The sequence below is a fragment of the Mycobacterium sp. TH-M15 genome (assembly GCF_057473705.1).
Window position 1 is genome coordinate 1 of sequence record NZ_JBYCLB010000077.1, and the last position, 4,570, is coordinate 4,570.

3 protein-coding genes and 1 pseudogene are annotated in these 4,570 nt (G+C 72.3%); 1 reads left to right on the forward strand and 3 read right to left on the reverse strand.

The window, feature by feature from the left end:
• Positions 1-1,041 (forward strand): extracellular solute-binding protein (locus AC2VNT_RS01935; RefSeq protein WP_486945250.1); only part of this gene is annotated, 1,041 nt, incomplete at its 5' end.
• 26 nt (positions 1,042-1,067) lie between these two features.
• Here the strand turns inward: AC2VNT_RS01935 and AC2VNT_RS01940 are convergent.
• The 3 genes and pseudogenes from AC2VNT_RS01940 to AC2VNT_RS01950 form a co-directional block, all read right to left on the reverse strand.
• A pseudogene (locus tag AC2VNT_RS01940) lies at positions 1,068-1,208 on the reverse strand (DivIVA domain-containing protein); the annotation flags it as partial.
• Between the two features lie 209 nt (positions 1,209-1,417).
• Complete coding sequence (locus AC2VNT_RS01945) at positions 1,418-2,263, reverse strand: CbiQ family ECF transporter T component (RefSeq protein ID WP_486945251.1); 846 nt, start codon at positions 2,261-2,263, stop codon at positions 1,418-1,420.
• On the reverse strand, positions 2,260-4,377 hold the full coding sequence (locus AC2VNT_RS01950) for an ATP-binding cassette domain-containing protein (RefSeq protein ID WP_486945252.1): 2,118 nt from the start codon (positions 4,375-4,377) through the stop codon (positions 2,260-2,262). Before AC2VNT_RS01950 ends, AC2VNT_RS01945 begins: the two co-directional genes overlap by 4 nt.
• Positions 4,378-4,570 lie beyond the last annotated feature (193 nt).

A 4,570-nucleotide genomic window follows, 5' to 3' on the forward strand; every position in this document is an offset into this window, starting at 1 on the left:
GACATCTTCTGGCTCTCCAACGGCTATCTGCCCGACTTCGCCGACAGCGGCCGACTGCTGGACGTCGGTGCGGCGTCACCCGATTGGGAGGCACCGGTCGTCGACCAGTTCACCCGCGACGGCGTGCTCTGGGCGGTGCCGCAGCTGACCGACGCCGGCATCGCGGTGTACTACAACGCGGACCTGCTCGCCGCCGCGGGCGTCGGCCCGGCGAGCCTGGCGGCGCTGAACTGGAATCCGGATGGCCCGGACACGCTTCGCCCGCTGCTGGCCCGGCTCACCGTCGACGCCGACGGACACCGCGCGGACGCTCCGGGGTTCGACGCACGCCGGGTCCGGCAATGGGGGTACAACGCCGGCAACGACCCGCAGGGCATCTACCTGAACTACATCGGGTCGGCGGGCGGGGTGTTCCAGCGCGAGGGCCGGTTCGCGTTCGACAATCCGCCAGCGATCGGCGCATTCGAGTACCTGGTGGCACTGATCAACCACGACCACGTCGCGCCGCCGGCCGGGGCGACCAACGACAACAGCGACTTCTCCCGCAACCAGTTCCTGGCCGGCAAGATGGCGCTCTTCCAGTCGGGCACCTACAACCTGGCCGCGGTCGCCGAACAGGCCGGCTTCCGCTGGGGGGTGGCGATGCTGCCGGCCGGTCCCGCGGGCCGGGTCAGCGTCACCAACGGCATCGCCGCCGCCGGAAACGCCGCCACCGCGCACCCCGACGCGGTGCGCGCGGTGCTGTCCTGGATGGGCAGTGCGCCGGGCAACGCGTACCTGGGCCGGCGGGGCAGCGCCATCCCGGCGAACCGGGCCGCGCAGCGCGCCTACTTCGACCACTGGCGCGCCAGGCATGTCGATGTCAGCCCGTTCTTCGCGGTGCTGGGCGGCCCACGCATCCCGGCGCCGGGCGGGGCCGGCTTCCCGGCCGGCGACCAGGCGCTCAAACCGTTCTTCGACGAGATGTTCCTGGGCCGAACCGATGTCGCCGACACCCTGCGCCGGGCCGAGGCGGCGGCCAACGACGCCGCGCAGCGCTAACCGTCCGCGCCGGCGCCCCGGTGCTGCAACTCGGCGACGACGCGGTCCAGAAACGCGTCGACCTGGTCCTCGTCGTAGCCGCGTCTGCCGATCTTCGGCTTGCCGAAGGCCACGTTGCGCACCTCCTCGGGCGTGAGCCGGTCGGGCGGCCGGGGTTCCGACGACACCGGCGCCGGCGAGACCCGGGTCCGTTGCGGCCGAGTCTGTTTCGGCCGGGTCCGCCGGGGCCGGCTGGGCTTGGTCGGCCCACCGCCGGTGTGGTCGAGCGGCGGCGCCTCGTAGCGGCTCGCTCCCCCCGGCTGGGGCTTTCGCTCTCCGAACAGCGGCATCGCACTCCCCTGGTCGCGGTATGCAGTTGACAGCCGTATCGGGTCGGTCACCGGCTGGTGGGCAACACGGTCAGCTCGAGCGCCAGCGCCGCCCCGCAGACCACGCCGATGATCGCCAGCGCCACCCAGTCGGCGAGCTTCGGCCGGGACGGTGCCGCGGAGATCTGGCCGATGCCGCCGCGGGCGGTGATCGCATCGCCCATCTCGTCCGCGCGACGCAGGGTCACCGTGATCGCCGCGGCGACCAGGTCGATCACGTCGACCGCGCCCTGACGCAGCCGACTTCTGCCGTGCAGCCGCTGCCTGGGCCGCAGCCGCCGGGCGGCGTAGAGCACCCGGAACTCGTCGATCAGCATCGGGAACGCCCGCAGCGCCAACGCCAAAGCGACCGCCCACTCGTCGACCGGAATCCGCAGCAGCCGCAGTGGCCGTCCCAGAGTCGCTACTGCGGGCGCGATTTCGGCGACATTGGTAGTCCATGACACCATCGCCCCCAGGCCCAGCAGCACCACCGACAGGGTGGTGATGCGCAGGAACTTCAGCAGTCCGCCCAGCCCGACACCGACTGAGCCGAACTGGACCACCGGCGCACCGGCCGCCAGCGCCGCGGTGAAGCCACCGATGCCCATCAGCACCCACAGCCAGCCGGGCACCGACGGCAACGCACCGCGCGGAATGCGCGCGGTCCGCACGGCGATCAGCACCAGCAGCGCCACCAGGCCGATTGAGGCCCAGCCCGGATAGAAGGTCAACAGCACCGAGATCGCGAAAACGGCGATGAGTTTGGTACCCGCCCACAGCCGGTGCACCGCGGAGTCGCCCGGGACCGGGCGCAGCAGCACCACCGGCCGCGCCGGGCGGCGGGCCGGGGTCGACGGAGCGGACTCGCTCATGAGGCGCCCCCGGTCACCGCTGGTTCGTCGACCAGCGCGCCGTCCCGCAGGTGCAGGGTCCGTGGACACAACGACTCGAGCCCGGCGAAGTCATGCGAGATGACCACGACGGTCAACCCGGTGTCTCGACGCAGGTGCTCCAGCAGCCGGAGCAGCCCGCGCTGACTGGCGGCGTCCAGGCCGGCGAGCGGCTCGTCGAGGATCAGCGCCCGGGGTGAGCGGGCCAGCAGGCCGGCCAGCACCACCCGCCGCATCTGGCCGCCGCTGAGCTGGTCGATCCGTCGTCGGGCCAGTGCCGGATCCAGGCCGACGAGCGACAGGGCATGCGCGACCCGGTGCTGGTCGCGCTCCGGGAAGCCGCCTGCCGTGGCCACCTCGAGCCCGACGTGGCTGCGCATCAATTGCAGGCGGGCCGCTTGAAACGACAGCGCCACCGCGCCCACCTGTTCGGCGGCCGGGCGACCTCCGAGCAGACATGTTCCGGCGGTCGGGACCGTCAGCCCGGCCATGATCCAGGCCAGGGTCGACTTGCCGGAGCCGTTGCCGCCGTGGATCAGCAGCCCGTCACCCTCGGCCACGGTGAAGCTGATGTCTTGCAGGGCGATGTTGGCCCACGGGGTGCCGCTGCCGTACTCGTGACCCACCCCGCGCAGGTCGAACACCGGGGGCAGCGCCGGCCGCGCGGCGGCGACGGCGGGTCCGCTCACCGGAACCGCGGCCGTCTGCACCATCTCAGTGTTGTCCCCGGAGCTGCTCAAGTCGATTCTGCGGTCGGCGGAGTCGGCCTCGGCGACGTAGTGGGTGATGTGCACCAGCGACGTCCGGTGCCGCTCGGTGAGCCCGGAGAGCACCCGCAGCAGCACCTCCCGGCCCACCGGGTCCACCATCGAGGTGACTTCGTCGGCGATCAGCAGCGCCGGCTCCCGGGCCAGTGCCGCGGCCACCGCCAGCCGCTGCAGCTCACCGCCGGAGAGCCCGCCGGTGTCGCGTTCGGCGAAACCGGCCAGACCGACCTCGCCGAGCAGCCCGTCGACGTCGGTGACGGTGCCCGGCGGCAGCCCCCACACCACGTCGTCGGCGACCCGGGTGCCGAGTACCTGGCTCTCCGGGTGCTGGAGCACGACGGCGGTGCCACCCGGTTCGCCCAGGCCGACGGCGCCGGGCCGGTGGACGATCCCCCCGGTCGGTTCGCGGCCGGCCAGAATCAGCATCAACGTTGTCTTCCCGGAGCCGTTGGCGCCGGTGATCGCCAGGTGCTCACCGGGGTGCACCTCCAGGCTGACCGGGCCCAGGGCGTCGTGTTCGGTCTCCGGGTAGCGGAACCGCACCTGGTCCAGCAGCACTGGGACCGGCGCGATCGGCGCGCCCTCGCTCGGGGTGTCCAGCTTGTGCACGTCGGGAACACCGTGCAGCCGGGTCAGCACCCGCGACAACGCCCACCAGCCGATCAGCGAGACACCCACGACCGTCAGCACGATGTCCGCGAGCACCAGCAGCTGCCAGTACTGCAGCGCCAGCCCGACCACGTTGCGCACCTGCTCAGCGGTGACCCGCAGATTGTCGGCCAGCTTCACCAGCGCCGGCAGCGCCTCCGGCTGCCCGGTCGCCGTCCTGGCCCGGTCGACGGCGGATGCGGCCCCTTCGAGGAACTTCGCGGTTCCGTCGGCGTTGGCGCTGATCGCCTCGAAGGTCAGGTGCCGCAGCCGGGAGAGCACGGTCAGCACCAGCACCGCCGCGCCGCCCAGCGCCACCCCGGCCACCAGCGAGGCCGCGACCACGGCCGGCAGTCCTCGACGCCAACGTTTGATCACCCCGGTCAGCCCACCGACATAGGCACAGTTGATCACCGCCATGACTCCGCCCACCCCGGCGATCAGGAACGCGATGGTCCCGGCCGCCACCGTCGCGGTGATCAGCACCCGAATCCGGTAGCGGTAGGCCACCAGCCCCATCGGCACGGTGCCCAACACCGCCAGCCCGCCGGCGAACGGCAGGATCGCCGAGATGATCGCCGTCGCGGCGCACAACGCGGCCATCACCGATGCCTGCGCCATCTGGCCCGAGTTCAATGACCGGGCCGGCGCGGCCGGGCTCACCGGCGCGGTTGCGATCATTGGACCGATTCTGCCAGCCGACGGCGCCGGCTCCGGCCACTGCCGCCCGGGTGATCGGCCCGCGTGCCCGATTGATGTGGTTAGCAAGTCTATGTAACAATGCCGGCATGGTTTCCCGCCCTGACCCGGCCGGCACCCGGCCGCGGGCCAGCCTGGGAGCCGATCTCTTGAGTGTGGTCGCGCGGCTCAACCG

Coding starts and splice junctions, on each gene's coding strand:
- AC2VNT_RS01950 (WP_486945252.1), bottom strand. CDS start 4,377: ATGATCGCAACCGCGCCGGTGAGCCCGGCCGCGCCGGCCCGGTCATTG.
- AC2VNT_RS01945 (WP_486945251.1), bottom strand. CDS start 2,263: ATGAGCGAGTCCGCTCCGTCGACCCCGGCCCGCCGCCCGGCGCGGCCG.